Origin of the sequence: Actinoplanes sp. NPDC049118, from assembly GCF_040648555.1 — a bacterium.
In the GTDB taxonomy this organism is placed as follows: Bacteria; Actinomycetota; Actinomycetes; order Mycobacteriales; family Micromonosporaceae; genus Actinoplanes.
In genome coordinates this window covers 121456-139762 of sequence record NZ_JBEZDY010000012.1, presented here as the reverse complement: position 1 = coordinate 139762, position 18307 = coordinate 121456, and the positions used below count along the sequence as shown (strand labels likewise).

Genomic DNA, 18307 nt, shown 5'->3' with positions numbered 1-18307 from the left:
CCCTAGTGAACGGGTCCGACAAGTTTAGCCAGGCGGGGTGTTGGCCTCCCGGGCCGAGTCCACGAGCTGGTCGGTGACCTCGACGATCGGGTCCGCGTCGACGGCCGTCCGCGCGTCGTAGCGGACCGCCCAGGTCAGGCCGTCGACGCCGCTGACCCGGCGGCCGACGACGCGTACGCCGCCGCTCGGCGGCAGCGGGTGGTGCGAGGTGTATGCGACCGAGCGGGTCACCCGCGTGCGTACCTGATCGGGCAGCTCGCCGGGCTCGAGGAGCAGGAAGCCGACGACGGGCGCGTCGATCTGGACCGTGTAGCCGTCCCGCTCCCGGGCCGTCTCGGCGGGCGTGATCAGCAGCTCGCGGCCGGACCAGGCGACCTTGTGTATCTCGTGCCAGCCGAGCCGCCCGCCCTCCGGCAGCCAGAGCCCCCGGTTGGTGGCCACCAGCACCCGTTCGCCCGGCTCGCCGACGTACGCCCAGGCCAGGATCCGCTCCTCGGCCTCGAGGGCGGGGCTCAGGGCCGCGGGAAGCTTCGGGCTCCGACGAAAGAAACTCACAGTCCACCTGCCGCCTGGTCGCGCAGTGCGCGAGCGTGCTGTTCGAGAGAGAAGAGCTCCCCGGCCAGTGCCAGGTACTCGTCCTTGTGCGCGACGGGATTGATCCGCTGCACCTTGGACTTCAGTTCCTTGATCCGGGTGGTGACCGCGCCGACCTGCAGCCGGGCGAGCGTCACCTGGACGTAGCGCAGATCGGCCTCGCCGTCGACGTGCAGCGGCACCACCGCGAGCTCGCCGACCAGCGCCTTGCCGCCCAGGTCGTCGCAGGCATCGCGGACGGCCTCGATCCAGCTGGCGCCGCCGGTCGCGGCGGCGGTGCCGCCCGCGGCCGCCACGGCCTTGCGGATGCCCTGCAGGACCGGGTCGCCGTAGGTCTCCGGGCCGAGCGCGTCGAACATCGGGCCGGCGAGCACCGGGTGCTGCAGGGCCAGCTTCAGCGCCTCGCGCTCGACGAGCCGCTGCGGGCTGTCGGCGGCCCGGCGCGGCGCGGCCGCTCCGGGCGACGACTCGGGCGACGACGCCGACGCCACGGCCCGCTGCACCGGTTCGAGGTCCATGCCGAGGTCGGCGGCGAGCTTGCGGGCGTACTCGGGGCGCTTCTCCCGGTCTTTGATCTTGGCAACCAGCGGCGCCGCGCGGCGCATGGCCTCGACCCGGCCCTCGACGGTGTCCAGGTCGAAACGGGACAGCGTCTGCCGCAGCGCGAAGTCGACAAGCGGCTCCCGGCTCGCGATCATGTCGCGGACCGCCAGGTCGCCCTTGGCCAGCCGCAGCTCGCAGGGGTCCATGTTGTCCGGGCTGACCGCGATGAAGGTGCGCCCGACGAAGCGCTGGTCCTCCTCGAACGCGCGCAGGGCCGCCTTCTGACCGGCCGCGTCCCCGTCGAAGGTGTAGATGATCTCGCCGGTGAAGCTGTCGCTGTCCATCAGCAGCCGGCGCAGCACGCCGATGTGGTCGATGCCGAACGAGGTGCCGCAGGTCGCGACGGCCGTCGGCTCGCCGGCCTCGTGACAGGCCATCACGTCGGTGTAGCCCTCGACGATTACCGCCCGGCCCCGCTTGGCCATCTCCCGCTTGGCGTGGTCGATGCCGTAGAGCACGTGCGACTTCTTGTAGAGCGGCGACTCGGGGGTGTTCAGGTACTTCGGGCCGTCGTCGTCCTCGAACAGCTTGCGCGCGCCGAAGCCGATGACGTCGCCGGTGAGGTCGCGGATCGGCCAGAGCAGCCGGCGGCGGAAGCGGTCGATGAGCGAGCCGGAGCGGGCGGGCTTGGCCAGGCCGCCGGCCGTCAGCTCCTCGGCCGTGAAGCCCTTCTGCCGCAGGTGCTTGGTGAGGTGGTCCCAGCCGTCGGGCGCGAAGCCGCAGCCGTAGCGTTCGGCGGCGGCGCGGCCGAAGCCGCGCTGCGCGAGGAACTCGCGGGCGCTGCGCGCGCCGGGCGTGGTCAGTTGATCCTGGTAGAACTCGGCCGCGGCCGCGTGGGCGGCGATCAGCCGTTGCTTCTGACCCGGCTGCTGGCGCGGGCCGTCGTTCTTGAACCCGGACTCGTCGTACCGCAGCTGGATGCCGGCCCTGCCGGCCAGCCGCTCGACCGACTCGATGAACGTCAGATGCTCGGCGTCCATCAGGAACTTGATGGCATCGCCGCCCGCACCACAACCGTGGCAGAAATATACATTTCGGGCGGGAGACACGGTGAACGACGGCGTCTTCTCGTCGTGGAACGGGCACAGCCCCTTGAGGTTGCCGCCGCCCGCCGACCGCAGCGTCACGGTCTCGTTGATCACTTCCGCGATCGAGGTCCGGTCGCGGACCAGCGCGATGTCCTCGTCCTTGACCCTGCCCGCCACGGCTACATACTGCCTCGCGCTAGCGATCGGCCGCCACGAGGGTCCGGTGCCAGGCCACCGCCGCCGGATCGGTCAGCGAGGCGACCTGGTCGATCACCACCCGCAGTCGCGCGGCGTCGGTCTCCGCGGCCTTCCACAGCTCCGCGAACATCGGGTCGAGGTGCTCGGGCGCCCGCTCACTGAGCACCGCGACCAGGTCGATGAGGATGGCGCGCTGCCGCTCGTACCACTCCTCAGCGGCCCGCGCGCGCATCACGTAGCGCAACGCCATGCCTTTCAGCAGTGCGCACTGGTTACGGACGGTACGCGGGACGATCAGGTCTACGTCGTACCGGCGTACCGGGTCCGAGCCGTGGCGGCTGTTGGTCGCACCGACCGCCGAGGACACGAACCGGCCGGTCAGCACGCTCGTCATGCGTTTGAGTGCGACCTGCGAGCGGCGCCCGCCGTCGTAGTCGGCCACGGCGGTCACCACCTCGTCGGCCAGCAGCAGCCGCAGCGCCTCGCCGAGCGCCTCGGTGCCCTCCTCGGAGTAGGTGGCCGCCACGTCGGCGCAGAGCTCGGCGCGCTCGTCGGCGTCCAGCAGCAGCGGCCGCAGCGAGAGGTAGCCGCCGTGCACGCCGTCCTCGACGTCGTGCACGGAGTAGGCCACGTCGTCGGCCCAGTCCATGACCTGGGCCTCGAGACACTTCCGCTCGCCGGCCGGCGCCGTTTCGCGGATCCAGTCGAAAACCGGGCGGTCGTCGTCGTACACTCCGAACTTGCGCCGGTCGGGGCGCCGCGGCCAGGGGTACTTGCAGCTCGCGTCGAGCGAGGCCCGGGTCAGGTTGAGCCCGGCGCCGTCGACCTTGGCCTCCAGCCGGGTGAGGATCCGCAGGGTTTGCGCGTTGCCCTCGAAGCCGCCGCAGGGCTGCGCGGCCTCGTCCAGGGCGGCCTCGCCGTTGTGCCCGAACGGCGGGTGGCCGATGTCGTGTGCGAGGCCCGCAACGTCAACCACGTCGGGGTCGCAGCCCAGCCGGGTGCCCATCTCGCGGGAGATCTGGGCGACCTCGAGCGAGTGCGTCAGCCGCGTACGCAGGAAGTCGTCCGACCCGGCGGTGTGCACCTGGGTCTTGGCGGCGAGCCGGCGGAACCCGGCCGAGTGCAGGACCCGGGCCCGGTCGCGCTCGAACTGGGAGCGCCCGTACCCGCTGTCCTTGGCGGGCTCGCGCACCCACCGCAGGGCATCGCCGTCCGTCATGTCCACACCCTAAGGCGTCCGTCCGGACCGCCGATGCGTTTGGTGTGGAGTCCGATTCGCACACCCGGTCCCGTCTCACCATCGTCGCGCGCCTCGTCCTGATGGCCGCGATCGGCATGGTCTCGGTGGCCCTGGTCGTCGTGGCGGCCATCTGGGCTTCCGCCAACCAGGCCGACGCCACCGAGAACATCGCCGCGATCAGCGACGGCATGAGCAACCAGTGGAACGCCGACATGATGCACGACGCCCTGCGCGGCGACGTGATGTCGGCGATGTACGCCACGACGGAGGAGCAGCGCGAGGCGTACGCCGTGGCTGAGGTGTCCGAACACGCCGACACGCTGGTGGCCAAGTACGACGCCGCCGCCACCGCCGCGCCGGACTCGCTCGCCGACGAGTACGCCCGGGTCCGCCCGGCCGTCGTCGCGTACGGGGAGGCCGCCAAGAACCTGGTCGCGCTCGCCGCGACCGATCACGAGGCCGCGGTGGCCGAGCTGCCGGAGTTCCTCGAGGCCTTCGCCGCGCTGGAGGAGCAGATGGGTGCGATCGACGAGGCGATGCTGCAGGGGGTGCAGGATGCAGAAGGCATGGGCGTCGACTCGGGACGCACCAGTGACTGGCTCATCCTGGCCGCCGGCCTCGCCGGCGCGGTGCTGACCGGCGCCGCGGCCTTCTTCACCATCCGCGCGGTCCGCCGGCCGCTGCGCCGGATGCTCGCGGCCCTGCGCGCCGCCGCCGGCCGGGACCTGACCGTCGAGGCCGAGGTGATCCGCGGCGACGAACTCGGCGAGATGGCCAGGGCCCTCAACGCGGCGCTGGCCGCGATCCGGACGACGGTGGCGGCCACCGCCGCCAGCGCCGGCGCGCTCACCGTCGCCAGCGGCGACCTCCGCGAGCTGGCCGGCGCGCTCGACACGACGGCGGAGCAGACCTCCACGCAGGCGCGCAGCGCCGACACCGCGGCCCACCAGGTCTCACTCTCGGTCACCGACATGATGGCCGCGACCGAGGAGATGTCCGCGTCCAGCCGCGAGATCGCCCGGCAGACCAGCGACGCCGCGGTCACCACGGCCGCCGCCGGCGAGAGCGCGGCCTCCACCACGGCGCTGGTGGGCTCGCTCAGCGAGGCGAGCCGGGAGATCGGCACGATCGTCCAGCTGATCACCACCATCGCCGAACAGACGAACCTGCTGGCCCTCAACGCGACGATCGAGGCCGCCCGGGCCGGGGCCGCCGGCAAGGGCTTCGCGGTCGTCGCCTCGGAGGTCAAGGACCTCGCGCAGGAGACCGCGCAGGCGACCAGCGACATCACCGGCCGGATCGCCGCGATCCAGGACATGACCTCCCGCACGGCCGAGGCGATCGACGCCGTCTCCGTGGTCATCACCCGCATCGACGACGGACAGCGCACGATCGCCGCGGCCGTCGAGGAGCAGTCGGCCACGACCGAGCTCATGGCCCGCAACGTCAGCGAGGTGTCGACCGCCGCCACCCAGATCAGCGGCACGCTCACCCACATCACGGAGTCCACCGGGTCCACCGCCGACAGCGCGAACACGACCCGGCAGTCGGCCGAGCGGGTCAGCGCGGCCGCCGGCGAGATCCAGGGCCTGATCGATCAGTTCACCTACTGACCCGCGACCGCCCCACGGGACGACAGCACGCAGAACTCGTTGCCCTCCGGGTCGGCGAGCACCACCCAGCTCACGTCGTGCTGGCCGATGTCGACCGGCCGGGCGCCCATGTCGACGAGGCGCTCGACCTCGGCCTCCTGGTCATCCGGGCGCAGGTCGATGTGCAGCCGGTTCTTCACCGCCTTCGGGTCCGGCGCCGCGCCGAACAGCAGGCCGGGCAGGGCTTCCGGGGTACGCCGGATCTCCACCTCGTCCGGCTCCTCGTGCACGATCTGGTAGCCGAGCGCCGCCGCCCACCAGCGGGCCAACCGTGCCGGGTCCTCCGCGTCGACAACGATCTGCTCCCACTGGCTCGGCATCGGCAAACCTCCACGAAACGCCATCGAAAAGTGGCGATCATGTTACGCGCACGGGGCCCGCGCGCCACGGTGTCGGCGACGCACCGTCCGTGCGACCTCACGCCGCGCGGCGATCGAGACTCATAGGAAGGTCGATGCCCGTTCCGCCGAGGAGCCACCGTGAACTCACTACGCCGTCTGCTGGTCAACCTGGCCGAGGCCGGGCGCACCGGCGCGCTGCACATCGACGGCTCCCCCGGCGGCGTGCTCTACCTGGTCGCCGGCCGGCTGACCTATGCCGAGTCGCCGGCCTGCCCGGGCATCGGCGAGCGGCTGGTCGCCTGCGGGCGGTTGTCGGAGGCGGCCTGGCTTTCCGCGTACGAGTCGGGAGTGGACAGCCGAGCCGTCGGGCGGGTGCTGCTCCGCGAAGGCCACCTGGGCCACCACGAGCTGGCCTGCCGGGTCGTCGCCGCCATCACCGCGGCCACGCACGCGCTGCTGCAGAGCGACGCACCGGTGCGCTTCGTCCCTGACGAGCGGCACTGGTTCGGCACGGTCGCACAGGTCGAGCTCGGCGGGCTCGGACACGAGACGGCGAAGCGGCTGCTGACCCGCCCGGCACCGCATCGACCGAGCACCGTTTCCCGCGTCCGGAAGCCCGCGCAGGCAACGAAATGAGCACGGAAAAGATGACGCACACGGGGTGCGACCCGAGATCGCAGCGTGGCCGCAGGATGGCTCATTGTGACGGCGCGCAGGACACGATCTGTGCGCCCCAGCAGGAGGAACACCCCGGCCGACCGTGGCAACAAAGCCTCGCCGTCCCGCCAGCGGCCGGGCGTGGCGAGTGGCGGGAGCATCGCTCGGCTGAGGAGAGATGTGCCCGGGGTTGAGAACTGTCTGCAAGAGGCCATGGCGATTCCTGGCGCGGTGGGGGCCAGCATCGTCGACTACACAACGGGGTTCCCGGTCGCAACGACGGGGGCCGCGCCCAACGAGGACCACCAGGCCGCTGCGGCGGGCACGGCTGACGTCGTGCAGGCCGCGCAGAGCCGGTCACTGTTCGTCTCGGCGGTACCACACGACCTGCTCGAGGATCTGATCATCACGACCGCGGGGGGCTATCACCTGTTGCGGCTCGTCCGTACCGATTTCGACAGCCGGCTGGTGCTCTACGTCTGGCTCGACCGGATCCACGGCAACCTCGCCGTCGCCCGGCGCCGCATGCAGACCCTGGCCGATGAACTCGTAGCGACCTAGCAGTGAGGAGTCAAGGTGAAGCCCTCGAAGACCGCTACACCCGGGCGCCTGCTGACGCAGGTCGCGGGCGAGCGGCAGACGGGCGCCCTGATCGTCGGCGGCCATCCCGGCGGCACGGTCTTTCTCATCGAGGGGCAGGTGGCGTACGCGGAGTCACCGGCCGCGCCGGGCGTCGGCGAACTACTGACGGCGTCCGGCCGACTGGCCGCCCGGACCTGGCAGGCGGCGCTCGACGCCGGGACCTCGCGGGCCCAGGTCGGGCGGCTGCTGCTCGAACAGGGTCATCTGACGCAGGGGGAACTGGAGCTGTGCGTGCTCGGCGCCACCTACGACGCCGCGTACTTCGCGCTCTCACCCGCCTCCGCGCCGGTCGACTTCCTGGACGGCGCCACGCACTGGCTCGGCCAGGTGGTCCGCGTCGACCCGGCCGCGGTCACCCGCGAGGCCCGCCGCCGGGCCCGGCTACTGGACGAGATCTACCCGCACCCGGAGATCGACACCGCGGTGGTGATCCCGGTGCCACGGCCCCCGGTGGAACGGATCACGCTCACCGCCCCGCAGTGGGAGCTGCTGGTCAGCGCCGACGGCCAGCGCACACCGGCGGACCTGGCACAGCTGCTCGGCCGGGCCGGCTACGCGACGATCCAGGAGCTGCGCCGGCTGGCGGCGCTCGGCCTGATCGAGCGGCCCATTCCCCGCGAGCACCCGACCGAGAACCCCGATTTCGTACGGCTACCGCGCGCGCGTGGCACCGCCGTGGACGTACAACGGCCGTCCGCCGCCGTGACCGACGGCCCGACCGTGCCCGTCGTCACGGGGGCGCGCCCGACCTCGGGCGACCCGCCGCCGAACGTGCTGGAACACGACCCCGCCACGGCGAACGGCACCGTCTACCGCCCGCCGCGGCTGGCCCGGCGCAAGCCGGGCGCCAAGCTGCCGAAAGACATCGCCGCGGACACCGAGCACACCCATCCCGGCACCGACGAAGTTCTGCTCAAACGCATACGTACCGCATTGAGAGCGCTGCGGTGACCCGCGCCCCACCGACCCGCTGAGACGGGCCTGACCAGAAAGGAGAGACCGAGGATGACGGTGGATCCGGCGGTACTGACGGAACTCGGCAACCTCCGCAACAGGGTGCCCGAGCTCTCCGGCAGTGTCCTCGCCACCGCCGACGGCATGGTGGTCGCGCACGACGCGCACGGCATCGAGCCGGACAGTCTTGCGGCCCTCGCCGCCGCCCACCTCGCCCTCGCCCGTCGATTCGCGCACGCCGTCAACCACGGCGACCTGCGCGAGTCGGTGGTGGAGTGCGACCGCGGATACATCACCTCGTACACCGCGGGCCCGAACGCCCTGCTGACCCTCGTCACGTCCGGCGACGCCAACCTGGCCATGGTGCACCTCGAGGCCCGCCGAACCGTCAGGCGGCTCGTGAAACTGCTCGCCCTCGAGGCGCAGGGCCCCAACCGCTCGGAGATACCGACCCAGATGGGGCCGAGTACGCCGCTGGCACGGCGTACGCCGATGGCCACCCTGCAGAACACGTTCCGCGGCCGCTAGGCCGGCTGAGCACGCCACCACTGAAACGCCTCACCCACCATCCCGAAGACGGAGGAACCATCCCATGGCTGACATGGACACCGCGCTCAAGGAAATCATGGACATCGACGGCGCCATCGGCGTCGCGCTGGTCGACCACACGAGCGGCATGGCCCTCGGCACGGCCGGCGGCGGCAAGGAGATCGACCTTACGGTCGCCGCCGCCGGCAACACCGACGTGGTCCGCGCCAAACTCCGCGCGATGGAGATGCTCAACATCACGGAGAAGATCGAGGACATCCTCATCACGCTGGACACCCAGTACCACATGATCCGGCCGCTCACGAGCCGCTCCGGCAAGGGCCTGTTCCTGTACGTGGCGCTGCGCCGGGACCGCTCGAACCTCGCCATGGCCCGTCACAACCTGAAGCGCATCGAGAACGACCTGGACGTCTGATCCGGTCGGACAACACGAGGACGGGGAGGGCGGAAACGCCCTCCCCGTTCCGTCGGGTGGTTCAGCCGCCGCTGTTCTCCATCTCGGCGCCCTCCGGGACGGTCTCGTCGTCGCGGCTGTCCAGCCAGCCGTACGGCAGCGACACCTTGCCGGGCGCGTTGATGCGGCCGCGGGGCTGGCCCAGCGACTCACGCGGGAACGGTTCGGCGCCGTCGAGCCTCGCCAGCAGGCCGTCCAGGTCCGCCAGCGATGTCACCATCGCCAGGGAGCGGCGCAGTTCGCCGCCGACCGGGAAGCCCTTCAGATACCACGCCACGTGCTTGCGGAAGTCCGCGCAGCCGTGCCGCTCGTCGCCCAGCGCGTCCACCAGCAGGTGGGCGTGCCGGGACATGATCGCCGCGACCTGGCCCAGGTCGGGCAGCTCCTGCGACGACCCGCCGGCGAACGCCGCCTCGAGATCCTTGAACAGCCAGGGCCGGCCCAGGCAGCCGCGGCCGACGACCACGCCGTCGACGCCGGTGTGCTCGACCATGCGGAGCGCGTCCGAGGCCTCCCAGATGTCGCCGTTGCCCAGCACCGGCACGTCGAGGGCCTGCTTGAGGGTCGCGATCGCGTCCCAGTCCGCGGTGCCCGAGTAGCGCTGTTCCGCCGTGCGGGCGTGCAGTGCGACCGCCGCGACGCCGGCCTCCTGCGCGATCAGGCCGGCCTCGACGTAGGTCAGGTGGTCGTCGTCGATGCCTTTGCGCATCTTGATCGTCAGCGGGATGCCGGCCGGCGCCGCCGCCTCGACCGCCTGCCGCACGATCCGGCCGAAGAGCCGGCGCCGCCACGGCAGCGCGCTGCCGCCGCCGCGCCGGGTGACCTTGGGCACCGGGCAGCCGAAGTTCAGGTCGATGTGGTCCGCCCAGCCCTCCTCGGCGACCATCCGCACGGCGGCGGCGGTCACGTCGGGGTCGACGCCGTACAGCTGCAGGCTGCGGAACTTCTCGTCCGGGCCGAACTCGATCATCTTGAGCGTCTTGGGGATCCGCTCGACCAGTGCGCGGGTCGTGATCATCTCGCACACGTAGACGCCGCCGCCCTGCTCGCGGCACAGCCGGCGGAACGCGACATTGGTGATGCCGGCCATCGGTGCGAGCACGACCGGCGGCCACACCTCGTGGTCACCCAGGGTAAGCGGCGCGGTGGAGAGTGCGGATGTCACGTCGACGCCCCCTAACAACCGGGCAGGTGTTTGATCAGGTAGTCCTCGATCCGGTCGAGGCCGACCCGCTCCTGCTTCATGGTGTCACGGTCGCGGACCGTCACCGCGTCGTCGGTGAGGGTGTCGAAGTCGACCGTGACGCAGAACGGCGTGCCGATCTCGTCCTGGCGCCGGTAGCGGCGCCCGATCGCCTGCGAGTCGTCGAACTCGACCATCCAGCGCCTGCGCAGCAGGTCCGCGAGGCCGCGGGCCTTCGGCGAGAGCTCCGGGTTGCGCGAGAGCGGCAGCACCGCGACCTTGATCGGCGCGAGCCGCGGGTCGAAGCGCATCACCGTGCGCTTGTCGACGCCGCCCTTGGTGTTCGGTGCCTCGTCCTCGTCGTACGCCTCGAGCAGGAACGCCAGGACGGCGCGGGTCAGGCCGGCGGCGGGCTCGATCACGTACGGCACCCAGCGCTCCTGCTTCTCCTGGTCGAAGTACGACAAGTCGACGCCGGAGTGCTTGGAGTGGGTGTTCAGGTCGAAGTCGGTGCGGTTGGCGATGCCCTCGAGCTCGGCGAACTCGGTGCCGCCGAACTGGAAGCGGTACTCGATGTCGACGGTGCGCTTCGAGTAGTGCGAGAGCTTCTCCTTGGGGTGCTCGAAGAAGCGCAGGTTGTTCTCGGCGAGGCCGAGGTCGCGGTACCAGTTCCAGCGCTGCTCGAGCCAGTACTCGTGCCACTTCTCATCGGTGCCCGGCTCGACGAAGAACTCCATCTCCATCTGCTCGAACTCGCGGGTCCGGAAGATGAAGTTGCCCGGGGTGATCTCGTTGCGGAACGACTTGCCGACCTGCGCGATGCCGAACGGCGGCTTCTTGCGCGCCGCGGTCGCCACGTTGTTGTAGTTGACGAAGATGCCCTGCGCGGTCTCGGGCCGCAGGTAGTGCAGCCCCTCCGCGCTCTCGGTCGGTCCGAGGTAGGTCTTCATCAGGCCGTTGAACATCTTCGGCTCGGTGAAGGTGCCCTTGTTGCCGCAGTTGGGGCAGTTCAGCTCGTTCAGCGACGCGGGCGGCGTGCCGTGCTTGTGCTCGTACGCCTCCTCCAGGTGGTCGGCGCGGAACCGCTTGTGACACGACTGACACTCGGTCAGCGGGTCGACGAACGCGTCGAGGTGGCCGGAGGCGGCCCAGACGTCGCGGGCGAGGATGACGGCGGAGTCCAGGCCGACGATGTCGTCGCGCTGCTGGACCATGGTCCGCCACCACTGCCGGCGGACGTTCTCCTTCAGCTCGACGCCCAGCGGACCGTAGTCCCACGCCGAGCGGCTGCCTCCGTAGATCTCGCTGGATCCGAACACGAAGCCCCGGCGCTTGGCCAGGCTGACGACGGCGTCGATGCGATCGGCGGGCATGTTCCTCCTACGCCGGCTGGTTGTCGGCGGGGATCGAGAGAGGTCGGACAAAATCAGGAGATTACTCCTCGACGCTGCACACCTCGAAGCCGCCCGTCTCGCGGTTCTGCCCCAGGTAGGCGCGCAGTTCGGCGGTGTCACCGTCGGTGTAGGTGACATCGACCGGGGTGGAGAGCTGCACCAGCTCGACGTCGCCCACCTCGTAGGTGGCGATCGGCTTATCGCTGGAGACCCGGCCGATGAACTCGGACTCCGTCTCGCTGTCCTTCGCCTTCTGGCAGAGCATGTCGTAGGCCTGCGCCCACTCGCGGTCCTGCAGGGCGTCGAAGTAGTCGCCGACGACCACCTCGGCCTGTTCACTCAGGGCGCTGCCCATGACGGTGACGAGCCCGGCCGCCGCGGCGACTCCGCCGCCGCAGGCCAGCACGAGCACCGTCACCCCGATGCCGAAACCCATGCCGAGGCGCCGGCCCCGCCCTTCGACCGGCGGCGCCGGGAACGGCGGGAACACGCCGGGGCCCCGCGGCGGTGGCGGTGGCTGCTGCTCCCCGATGAGGGTCATGGGATCAAGCGTACGGCTCAGCGCCAGGGTTCGGCGGCCCGGTCGCTGGCGGTGGCCACGACCTCACCACCGGGCGGGGCGCTGGCCAGGGTCTCGAACGCCGACGGCTCGTCCACCGACTCGGAGAGCAGCGGGGTCGCGTGCACCTTGACGTCGAAACCGCCGAGCGCGCGCCGGTAGGCTCCCACGGACTCCCATTCGGTGACCAGGGTCCAGTAGGCGGGGTCGTCCAGCGCGCGGGTGAGCCGGCCGGAGAGGTAGCCGGGCCGTTCCGCGAGGGCGGCGAGGGCGGCATGCGCCCGTTCGGTGAACGAATCCTGCGTGTCCGGGGGGACGACGAAGCGGTTGAGCACCAGCATGACGTGAGCGTACGCACACCCGGGAAGGCCGACGTGACCACACCCAAGTCCGAGAATCTGCTGCGCCGGCTGGCGCGGGTGAGCCCGACGGCGGCGTTCGTCGCCGCGCTCGCGGTGCTGCTGGCGGGCCTGTTCCTGCCCGGCATCATCGGCGCCGCGCTGCTCTTCGTGCTGTGGGCGGCGCTGTTGGCGCTCACCTTCACGACCTGGCCGGTGCAGTCGACGCCGGTGCGGGCGGTCCGGGTCACGCTGCTGGCCCTGCTGCTGGCCGCGGTGGTCGCGAAGATGATCTGAACACATGCGCTTTTGACAATCATTACCAATAGAGCGCACAGTTGGTGGCATGATGCAGCCCCGTCGCCTGCTCGCCGCCGCCGCGATCGCCCTGCTGGCCGGCACCGGCGCGGCGTGCGGCGACAAGGCGAGCGGCTTCGCGGCCGACGGCCGGCTCGACGTGGTGACCGCGTTCTATCCGCTGCGGTTCCTCGGCGAGCGGATCGGCGGCGACGCGGTGGCGGTCACCGAGCTCACCAAGCCGGGTGCCGAGCCGCACGACGTCGAGCTCTACCCGCGCCAGGTCGGCGAGATCAGCGACGCCGGGCTCGTCGTCTACCTCAAGGGCTTCCAGCCCGCGGTGGACCAGGCCGTCGCGCAGGAGGCGGCCGGCCGGGCCCTCGACGCCGGCTCGGTGGTCGAACTGCTCGCCGCCGACGCGCACGAGCACGAGCACCAGCCGGGCGAGGAGGAGCACGCCGGGGGCGGCACCGACCCGCACGTCTGGCTGGACCCGCTGCGCTTCGCCACCGTCGCCGACCGGCTCTCCGAGCGCCTCGCACAGGCCGACCCGGCCCGCGCGGACGCGTACCGGTCCCGGGCCGCGGCGCTGCACGCCCAGCTCGACGGCCTCGACTCCGAGTTCGCGGCGCGGCTCGGTACCTGCGCGCGTCGCGAGTTCGTCACCAGCCACACCGCGTTCCGCTACCTCGCCGACCGGTACGGGCTCACCGAGGTCGGCATCACCGGCGTCTCCCCCGACTCGGAGCCGTCGCCGCGGCACCTGGCGCACGTGGCGGAGGAGGCACGGGCGACCGGCGCCACCACGATCTTCTTCGAGACGCTGGTGAGCCCGAAGGTCGCCGACACCATCGCCCGGGAGGTCGGCGCGCGAACCGCCGTCCTCGATCCCCTCGAAGGGCTCACCGAGCCGGATGCGGACTACTTCTCAGTCATGCGCAACAACCTGACCGCCCTGACCGCGGCCCTGGGGTGCACCTCATGAGCGTCGTCTCCGTAAAGCACGCCGCGGTCTCCTACGGCGGCCGCGCGGTGCTGCACGACGTCACCCTGGACGTCCCCGCGGGCCAGGTCGTCGCGATCCTGGGAGCCAACGGCTCCGGCAAGTCCACCCTGATCCGCACGATCCTCGGCCTGGTGCCGCTGGACGCGGGCGCGATCGAGCTCTTCGGCACCCCACAGCGCCGGTTCCGGCAGTGGGCCCGGATCGGCTACGTCCCGCAGCGGATCGGCGCCGGCAGCGGCGTGCCGGCGACGGTCGGCGAGGTCGTGGCGTCCGGCCGCCTCGCCCGCCGGGGCATCTTCCGCCCGTCCGGCGCCGCCGACCGGGCCGCCGTCCGCGCCGCGCTCGAGGACGTCGGCCTGCTGGACCGCATCGACGACCCGGTGAGCACCCTCTCGGGCGGCCAGCAGCAGCGCACGCTCATCGCCCGCGCCCTGGCCGGGCGGCCCGACCTGCTCGTGCTCGACGAGCCGACGGCCGGCGTCGACGCGGCCAGCCAGGACGCGTTCGCCGCCGCGCTGCGCCACTTCGGGGGCGCCGGCGGCACGATCCTGCTGGTCGCGCACGAGCTCGGCCCGATCGAGCCGCTCGTCGACCGGGCCGTCGTGGTGCACGCCGGCCGGATCGCGTACGAGGGCGCGGTGCCCGAGCCCGCCGGCCACCACGCCGAGCCCGGCCACGACCACGTCCACCCGCACGCCGAGGCCGAACGCGCCGGCATCTGCGTGGCCCCCACGGATCGGATGCCCTCCATCTAATGGATCTCTACCAGTACGAATTCATGGTCCGGGCGCTGGTCGGCGCGCTGATCATCGGTCTGGTCGCGCCGGCGCTCGGCATCTACCTGGTGCAGCGGCGGCTGTCGCTGATCGGCGACGGCATCGGGCACGTGGCGCTGACCGGCGTCGGCGTCGGCCTGCTGCTGCAGCAGTCCCCCGTGCTCACCGCCGTGATCGTCTCGGTCGTCGGCGCCATCGGCGTGGAGCTGGTGCGCGAGCGCGGGCGTACCTCCGGCGACCTGGCCCTGGCCCTGCTCTTCTACGGCGGCATCGCGGGCGGCGTGGTGCTGGTCGGGCTCTCCGACAACAGCAGCAACGCCAGCCTGATGCAGTTCCTCTTCGGCTCGCTGACCACCACGTCGCAAGAGGACCTGGCGGTCATCGCGGTGCTCGGCGTCGGCGTGCTGATCGCGATGCTCGGGCTGCGGCAGGCGCTCTTCGCGGTCTGCAACGACGAGGAGTACGCCCGCGTCTCCGGGCTTCCCGTGCGTACCCTCAATCTCCTGATGGCCGTGACCACGGCCGTGACCGTCACGATCGCCATGCGCACCGTCGGGCTGCTGCTGGTCAGCGCCCTGATGGTGGTCCCGGTCGCCGCCGCCCAGCAGGTCACCCGGGGCTTTCGCAGCACGATGACCGCGGCCATGCTGATCGGGGTCGGCGCGGCCGCCGCGGGCATCACGCTGGCCGGCGAGGTGAACACGGCGCCCGGCGCCACGATCGTCATCCTGGCCATCGCGGTCTTCGTCGCGCTCACCGTCGGCAGCGCGACCTGGCGGGTGCTGCGCCGGCGGCCCGCACCGGGCCAGGCACGGGCCGGGGTGGAGGCGGAGCCACCGGACGTCGTTCTTCAGGTCGGGGCCCGATGAGCAGTAACGTTGCCCCGGTGACGACGAGCGGCTACGAGGCGTACGAGGCGGCCGGCGAGTTGCTCCGGGCGCTCTCCGCGCCGATCCGGGTCGCGATCGTCGCCGAGCTCGGTGCCGGCGAACGCTGCGTGCACGAACTGGTCGAGAAGCTGGGCGCGCCCCAACCGCTGGTCTCCCAGCACCTGCGGGTTCTGCGCGGCGCCGGCGTGGTGCGAAGTGCACGCCGGGGGCGGGAGATCGCATACTCACTCGTGGACGAACACGTAGCCCACATCGTCGCCGACGCGGTGAGCCATGCGAGGGAGGGATCATGACCGAACAGGGCATGGGCGACGAGGGCACCGTTGTCAGGAACACGAAGCAGCGGACCGCGGTGAGCGCGGCCCTCGCCGAGGCCGAGGGCTTCAACAGCGCGCAGGATCTGCACGCCATGCTGCGCAACCGGGGCGAACGGGTCGGCCTCACCACCGTCTACCGGACCCTGCAGGGCCTCGCCGACGCCGGCGAGATAGACGTGATGCGCCCGCCGGGCGGCGAGCACCTCTACCGCCGGTGCAGCCAGGGTCACCACCACCACCTGGTCTGCCGCTCCTGCGGGCGGGCCGTCGAGGTCGAGGGCCCGGCCGTCGAGACCTGGGCCGAAAAGGTCGCCGCCAACCACGGCTTCGTCGACGTCTCGCACACCATGGAGATCTTCGGAACCTGCCCGGAGTGCGCCGACAAGCGTTCCTAGCCGGGCCGTGGGACGCTGGCCCGCGTGAAGATGTACGCCGATCGGCTGCCCACCGCCGTACGCCAGCTCCTTACCGACCTGCTCGTCGTGTTCTGGGTCTACGCGTGGATCCGGGCCGGGATCTGGGTCAACGACACGGTGGAGAAGCTGGGCGTGCCCGGCCAGAAGCTGCAGGAGGCGGGCACCGGCATCGCCGGCAACCTGGGCGACATCTCGAGCAAGGTCGGCCGGGTCCCGGTGGTCGGCGACGACCTGACCACGCCGTTCACCAGGGCCGCGGACGCCGCCAACTCGCTCGCCGAGGCCGGCCGCCAGCAGCAGGAGATGGTGGACAACCTGGCGCTGGCCATCTCCCTGCTGATCGTCGCGGCGCCGCTGGCGCTGGTGCTCTTCGTCTGGCTGCCGCTGCGGCTACGCTGGATGCGCCGGGCCGGGGTGGCGAGCAAGGTCCGCGACGAGCCGGCCGGACAGGACCTGCTGGCATTGCGGGCCCTGGCCACCCGGCCGCTGAACGAGCTGACGAAGCTGGGCCCGGACATCGCACAGTCGTGGCGCAACGGCGACGCGGCGGCGGTTCAGGCGCTGGCGGCGCTCGAGCTCAGGGACATGGGGCTCAAGCCCGCGAAGCCCCGGTAGGCGGCTACTCCTCCTCCTCTTCCTCCTCGTAGTCCATCCAGGCGCGCCGCACGAACGGGATGGCCGCCCAGAACGTCAGGAAGTACGCGGCGGTGACCGCCGCCAGGACGCTCGCGACCCAGATGTTCAGCATGAAGTCGGTGACCAGCAGGACGCTGCTGACCATCGAGACCAGCAGGAAGGCCAGGCCACCGGTGGCCATCCGGTGCGCGTAGCGGACCAGTTCCGGCTTGCGTCCCTTGCGGAACAGCGCCCGGTGGAACGCCACCGGCGAAATGATCATCGCGGCGGCGAACGCGGCCGACATCAGCGCGACGATGTAGGTGTCCTGCTGGAACTGGGTGGTCTTGGGAAAGCCGCTGCTGAACGGCAGGGTCAGCAGAAATGCGAAGAGGACCTGCACGCCGGTCTGGGTGACCCGCAACTCCTGCAGCAGGTCGGCGAAGTTGCGGTTCCAGCGCTGCCGCTCGGTCTCGTGACCGGTCGGTTGCCGCTCCGGGGCCATCGAGCCTCCTCGTGATGACGCGGGGAACGCCGTCAGACGCCGATGCGGGCCAGAGTCACCTCGGCCAGCGCCTGCGGCGCCTCCTCGGGCACCCAGTGGCCGATCCCGCGCAGGGTGACGAACCGGTAGTCCGCCTCGACCCAGGCGGCGGTGGACAGGGCCGCCGGCCTGCCGACGGCCGGGTCGCCGTCGCTCCATACGTAGGTGGTGGGCACGGTGATCTTGCCAACCTTGGCCAGATTACCCGTGGTGAGAGCGCGGTACCAGTTCAGGGCGCCGGTCAGCCGGCCCCGGTCGTGCATCGCGGTGGCGTACTGGCCGGCGCGGGCGCCGATCGGGCGCATCATCGATCGCAGCACCTTCGCGTCGGCGGCGAGCAGCAGCCGCTCGGCGATCCGGGAGCGGAACACACCCATGTAGGCGAACCGCAGCTTCTGCGAGGGCTGGTTGTGCAGCGCGACGCCGAGACCGCGCGGGTGCGGCACCGAGACGGCCGTGAGCGTGCTGACCCGCTCGGGATGCAGGTCGGCCAGCATCCAGCCGACCTGCGCACCCCAGTCGTGGCCGACGACGTGCGCCTTGGGTACGCCGAGCGCGTCGAGCACCGCGACCGCGTCGGCCGTCGGCTCGTCGAGACGGTAGTCGGCGACCGCGGCGGGCCGGGCACCGCGCGAATAGCCGCGCTGGTCCAGCGCGTACGTGCGTAATCCGGCGGCGTGCAACCGGGGAAGGATAAGATCGAACTCGCGGTGATCCTGCGGGAAGCCGTGCAGCAGGAGCACCGGCGGGCCGTCGACCGGGCCACCTTCGTGCACGTCGAAGGTCAGCCCTCTCGCCTTGATCTCCATGTGACGCCTCCTACCCTGTTCCGTACGTCTGTACGGTGTTAGCGTCATCGAAACACATGCACTGAGGATTGTTCGCGACGGCGGAGACGCGGTGCGTCGCCTACGCGATGCGCCGGTCCAGGCAGGTCGCGAACAAACTTCACCGACAGGGGAGCGCACAGCGCTGAGAGTGCGGGTCACCCCGCAGACCCTCGAACCTGATCTGGGTAATGCCAGCGCAGGGAGCTCGGTCTTTCTCCAGCCGCGCCGCG

The 18307-nt window shown here is 71.4% G+C and carries 23 protein-coding genes and 1 riboswitch; of the genes, 13 read left to right on the top strand and 10 right to left on the bottom strand.

The annotated features are described in order from the left end of the window. Positions 1-24 precede the first annotated feature (24 nt). From AB0B58_RS20495 to AB0B58_RS20485, 3 genes are read right to left on the bottom strand one after another with little or no spacing between them, the layout of a single operon-like run. Positions 25-555, bottom strand: coding sequence for a hypothetical protein (locus tag AB0B58_RS20495; protein WP_360225532.1), 531 nt, complete (start codon positions 553-555; stop codon positions 25-27). Next, on the bottom strand, positions 552-2402 hold the full coding sequence (gene dnaG, locus AB0B58_RS20490; RefSeq protein WP_360225530.1) for a DNA primase: 1851 nt from the start codon (positions 2400-2402) through the stop codon (positions 552-554). Before dnaG ends, AB0B58_RS20495 begins: the two co-directional genes overlap by 4 nt. 19 nt (positions 2403-2421) lie before the next feature. Next, the gene (locus AB0B58_RS20485) at positions 2422-3642 is read right to left on the bottom strand and encodes a deoxyguanosinetriphosphate triphosphohydrolase (protein ID WP_360225528.1); all 1221 of its coding nucleotides are present in this window, start codon (positions 3640-3642) and stop codon (positions 2422-2424) included. A 44-nt stretch (positions 3643-3686) separates the two neighbouring features. On the opposite strand from AB0B58_RS20485, the gene AB0B58_RS20480 reads away from it, so the two are divergent. After that, the gene (locus AB0B58_RS20480; RefSeq protein WP_360225526.1) at positions 3687-5276 is read left to right on the top strand and encodes a methyl-accepting chemotaxis protein; all 1590 of its coding nucleotides are present in this window, start codon (positions 3687-3689) and stop codon (positions 5274-5276) included. Here AB0B58_RS20480 and AB0B58_RS20475 read toward each other — a convergent pair. Next, a complete protein-coding gene (locus tag AB0B58_RS20475) occupies positions 5270-5635 on the bottom strand; it encodes a VOC family protein (protein ID WP_360225524.1) in 366 nt (121 codons plus the stop codon). The two genes, AB0B58_RS20480 and AB0B58_RS20475, sit on opposite strands and share 7 nt — an antisense overlap. A gap of 159 nt (positions 5636-5794) precedes the next feature. On the opposite strand from AB0B58_RS20475, the gene AB0B58_RS20470 reads away from it, so the two are divergent. The 5 genes from AB0B58_RS20470 (at position 5795) to AB0B58_RS20450 (ending at position 8873) form a co-directional block, all read left to right on the top strand. Continuing rightward, complete coding sequence (locus AB0B58_RS20470; protein ID WP_360225522.1) at positions 5795-6292, top strand: DUF4388 domain-containing protein; 498 nt, start codon at positions 5795-5797, stop codon at positions 6290-6292. A 201-nt stretch (positions 6293-6493) separates the two neighbouring features. Next, positions 6494-6874, top strand: a complete 381-nt coding sequence (locus AB0B58_RS20465) for a hypothetical protein (RefSeq protein WP_360225520.1) — start codon at positions 6494-6496, stop codon at positions 6872-6874. A 15-nt stretch (positions 6875-6889) separates the two neighbouring features. Beyond that, entirely contained in the window at positions 6890-7906 is a 1017-nt protein-coding gene (locus AB0B58_RS20460; protein WP_360225518.1) for a helix-turn-helix domain-containing protein, read from the top strand. A 54-nt stretch (positions 7907-7960) separates the two neighbouring features. Then, a complete protein-coding gene (locus AB0B58_RS20455) occupies positions 7961-8437 on the top strand; it encodes a roadblock/LC7 domain-containing protein (protein ID WP_360225516.1) in 477 nt (158 codons plus the stop codon). 64 nt (positions 8438-8501) lie between these two features. Next, the gene (locus tag AB0B58_RS20450; protein ID WP_360225514.1) at positions 8502-8873 is read left to right on the top strand and encodes a hypothetical protein; all 372 of its coding nucleotides are present in this window, start codon (positions 8502-8504) and stop codon (positions 8871-8873) included. Between the two features lie 61 nt (positions 8874-8934). Here the strand turns inward: AB0B58_RS20450 and dusB are convergent, their stop codons facing one another. The 4 genes from dusB to AB0B58_RS20430 all read right to left on the bottom strand — a co-directional run bounded on the left by dusB (position 8935) and on the right by AB0B58_RS20430 (position 12389). Beyond that, complete coding sequence (gene dusB, locus AB0B58_RS20445; RefSeq protein ID WP_360225512.1) at positions 8935-10077, bottom strand: tRNA dihydrouridine synthase DusB; 1143 nt, start codon at positions 10075-10077, stop codon at positions 8935-8937. An 11-nt stretch (positions 10078-10088) separates the two neighbouring features. Then, complete coding sequence (locus AB0B58_RS20440) at positions 10089-11468, bottom strand: glycine--tRNA ligase (protein WP_360225510.1); 1380 nt, start codon at positions 11466-11468, stop codon at positions 10089-10091. 61 nt (positions 11469-11529) lie between these two features. After that, complete coding sequence (locus AB0B58_RS20435) at positions 11530-12030, bottom strand: hypothetical protein (protein ID WP_360225508.1); 501 nt, start codon at positions 12028-12030, stop codon at positions 11530-11532. Positions 12031-12047: 17 nt separating this feature from the next. Continuing rightward, positions 12048-12389 (bottom strand): antibiotic biosynthesis monooxygenase, encoded by a 342-nt coding sequence (locus AB0B58_RS20430; protein ID WP_360225506.1) that lies wholly within the window; start codon positions 12387-12389, stop codon positions 12048-12050. Positions 12390-12392: 3 nt separating this feature from the next. On the opposite strand from AB0B58_RS20430, the gene AB0B58_RS20425 reads away from it, so the two are divergent. From AB0B58_RS20425 to AB0B58_RS20395, 7 genes are read left to right on the top strand one after another with little or no spacing between them, the layout of a single operon-like run. Continuing rightward, entirely contained in the window at positions 12393-12683 is a 291-nt protein-coding gene (locus AB0B58_RS20425; RefSeq protein ID WP_360225504.1) for a DUF6703 family protein, read from the top strand. 49 nt (positions 12684-12732) lie between these two features. Then, a complete protein-coding gene (locus AB0B58_RS20420) occupies positions 12733-13668 on the top strand; it encodes a metal ABC transporter substrate-binding protein (protein WP_360225502.1) in 936 nt (311 codons plus the stop codon). After that, positions 13665-14444, top strand: coding sequence for a metal ABC transporter ATP-binding protein (locus tag AB0B58_RS20415; protein ID WP_360225500.1), 780 nt, complete (start codon positions 13665-13667; stop codon positions 14442-14444). Before AB0B58_RS20420 ends, AB0B58_RS20415 begins: the two co-directional genes overlap by 4 nt. Then, a complete protein-coding gene (locus AB0B58_RS20410) occupies positions 14444-15334 on the top strand; it encodes a metal ABC transporter permease (RefSeq protein WP_360225498.1) in 891 nt (296 codons plus the stop codon). The genes AB0B58_RS20415 and AB0B58_RS20410 overlap by 1 nt, the downstream gene beginning before the upstream one ends. Then, positions 15331-15648, top strand: a complete 318-nt coding sequence (locus tag AB0B58_RS20405; RefSeq protein ID WP_360225496.1) for a metalloregulator ArsR/SmtB family transcription factor — start codon at positions 15331-15333, stop codon at positions 15646-15648. The genes AB0B58_RS20410 and AB0B58_RS20405 overlap by 4 nt, the downstream gene beginning before the upstream one ends. A gap of 11 nt (positions 15649-15659) precedes the next feature. Next, positions 15660-16067, top strand: a complete 408-nt coding sequence (locus tag AB0B58_RS20400; protein WP_360225916.1) for a Fur family transcriptional regulator — start codon at positions 15660-15662, stop codon at positions 16065-16067. Between the two features lie 30 nt (positions 16068-16097). Further along, the gene (locus tag AB0B58_RS20395; protein ID WP_360225913.1) at positions 16098-16703 is read left to right on the top strand and encodes a hypothetical protein; all 606 of its coding nucleotides are present in this window, start codon (positions 16098-16100) and stop codon (positions 16701-16703) included. A 4-nt stretch (positions 16704-16707) separates the two neighbouring features. Here the strand turns inward: AB0B58_RS20395 and AB0B58_RS20390 are convergent, their stop codons facing one another. Both AB0B58_RS20390 and AB0B58_RS20385 read right to left on the bottom strand, forming a co-directional pair. Next, entirely contained in the window at positions 16708-17208 is a 501-nt protein-coding gene (locus AB0B58_RS20390; protein ID WP_360225494.1) for a DUF6328 family protein, read from the bottom strand. 32 nt (positions 17209-17240) lie between these two features. Next, complete coding sequence (locus AB0B58_RS20385; RefSeq protein ID WP_360225492.1) at positions 17241-18056, bottom strand: alpha/beta fold hydrolase; 816 nt, start codon at positions 18054-18056, stop codon at positions 17241-17243. Positions 18057-18193: 137 nt separating this feature from the next. Then, positions 18194-18298, top strand: a riboswitch (TPP riboswitch). The last annotated feature ends 9 nt before the right edge of the window (positions 18299-18307 follow it).

Bases quoted from the DNA above. Each gene is read 5' to 3' on its own strand.
- AB0B58_RS20390 (WP_360225494.1), bottom strand. From the start codon at position 17,208: ATGGCCCCGGAGCGGCAACCGACCGGTCACGAGACCGAGCGGCAGCGC.
- AB0B58_RS20450 (WP_360225514.1), top strand. From the start codon at position 8,502: ATGGCTGACATGGACACCGCGCTCAAGGAAATCATGGACATCGACGGC.
- AB0B58_RS20385 (WP_360225492.1), bottom strand. From the start codon at position 18,056: ATGGAGATCAAGGCGAGAGGGCTGACCTTCGACGTGCACGAAGGTGGC.
- AB0B58_RS20435 (WP_360225508.1), bottom strand. From the start codon at position 12,030: ATGACCCTCATCGGGGAGCAGCAGCCACCGCCACCGCCGCGGGGCCCC.
- AB0B58_RS20415 (WP_360225500.1), top strand. From the start codon at position 13,665: ATGAGCGTCGTCTCCGTAAAGCACGCCGCGGTCTCCTACGGCGGCCGC.
- AB0B58_RS20455 (WP_360225516.1), top strand. From the start codon at position 7,961: ATGACGGTGGATCCGGCGGTACTGACGGAACTCGGCAACCTCCGCAAC.
- AB0B58_RS20400 (WP_360225916.1), top strand. From the start codon at position 15,660: ATGGGCGACGAGGGCACCGTTGTCAGGAACACGAAGCAGCGGACCGCG.
- AB0B58_RS20485 (WP_360225528.1), bottom strand. From the start codon at position 3,642: ATGACGGACGGCGATGCCCTGCGGTGGGTGCGCGAGCCCGCCAAGGAC.
- AB0B58_RS20420 (WP_360225502.1), top strand. From the start codon at position 12,733: ATGATGCAGCCCCGTCGCCTGCTCGCCGCCGCCGCGATCGCCCTGCTG.
- AB0B58_RS20430 (WP_360225506.1), bottom strand. From the start codon at position 12,389: ATGCTGGTGCTCAACCGCTTCGTCGTCCCCCCGGACACGCAGGATTCG.
- AB0B58_RS20395 (WP_360225913.1), top strand. From the start codon at position 16,098: ATGTACGCCGATCGGCTGCCCACCGCCGTACGCCAGCTCCTTACCGAC.
- AB0B58_RS20405 (WP_360225496.1), top strand. From the start codon at position 15,331: ATGAGCAGTAACGTTGCCCCGGTGACGACGAGCGGCTACGAGGCGTAC.
- AB0B58_RS20410 (WP_360225498.1), top strand. From the start codon at position 14,444: ATGGATCTCTACCAGTACGAATTCATGGTCCGGGCGCTGGTCGGCGCG.
- AB0B58_RS20475 (WP_360225524.1), bottom strand. From the start codon at position 5,635: ATGCCGAGCCAGTGGGAGCAGATCGTTGTCGACGCGGAGGACCCGGCA.
- AB0B58_RS20440 (WP_360225510.1), bottom strand. From the start codon at position 11,468: ATGCCCGCCGATCGCATCGACGCCGTCGTCAGCCTGGCCAAGCGCCGG.